General features: G+C 50.6%; 1 protein-coding gene. It reads left to right on the forward strand.

Going from position 1 to position 1,035, the window contains the following annotated elements; all coding sequences use genetic code 11:
- On the forward strand, nt 1–1,035 hold a 1,035-nt coding region (locus tag R7R24_RS24960; RefSeq protein WP_318119787.1), incomplete at both ends, for a fructose-specific PTS transporter subunit EIIC.

A 1,035-nucleotide genomic window follows, 5' to 3' on the forward strand; every position in this document is an offset into this window, starting at 1 on the left:
ACATCGAAGTGCCACTTGATCGCTTCAACGGCAAAAAAATGTACCGTACAAAGACTGGCCCAGCTCTGAAGAAAACCGCTGAAGAGATGGACAAAGCGTTCGAACAAGCCACGATTTACCAACATTCAGGCGCTGCAAGTTCTGCTTCGGCAGCAGACGAGAAGAAAGGCGCATACAAACACCTAATGACGGGTGTTTCGCACATGCTTCCTGTCGTCGTCGCAGGTGGTTTGATCATCGCCCTATCGTTCGTATTCGGCATTGAAGCATTTAAAGAAGAAGGTACATTGGCAGCCGCACTAATGACCATCGGCGGCGGCTCTGCGTTTGCACTGATGATCCCTGTGCTTGCTGGTTACATTGCCTTCTCAATTGCTGACCGTCCGGGTCTGGCTCCGGGTCTTGTTGGTGGTATGTTGGCAAGCTCTACTGGCGCTGGTTTCCTTGGTGGTATCGCGGCTGGTTTCATCGCAGGTTACGCAGCGAAGCTCTTAGCAGATAAAGTAAAACTTCCTCAATCAATGGAAGCATTGAAACCGATTCTGATCATCCCGTTTGTTGCGACGCTATTTACGGGCCTTGTGATGATCTACATCGTTGGTGGTCCGGTTTCTGGCATCATGAATGGTCTGACTGACTTCCTAAACAACATGGGTTCAGACAGCGCCGTTCTACTTGGTATTATCCTTGGCGCAATGATGTGCTTCGACTTGGGTGGCCCGGTAAACAAAGCAGCTTACGCATTCGGTGTAGGTCTATTGGCTTCTCAAACTTACGCACCAATGGCTGCAATCATGGCGGCAGGTATGGTGCCGGCGCTAGGTATGGGTCTGGCCACTTTCCTAGCGAAGAACAAGTTTGAACCAAACGAGCGTGAAGCGGGCAAAGCATCATTCGTGCTAGGTCTGTGCTTTATCTCTGAAGGTGCAATCCCATTCGCAGCGAAAGACCCAATGCGTGTAATCCCATCTTGTATGGCTGGTGGCGCTCTAACAGGTGCTCTATCTATGCTATTCGGCGCGAAACTGATGGCAC

The sequence above is a fragment of the Vibrio sp. 704 genome, assembly GCF_033339295.1.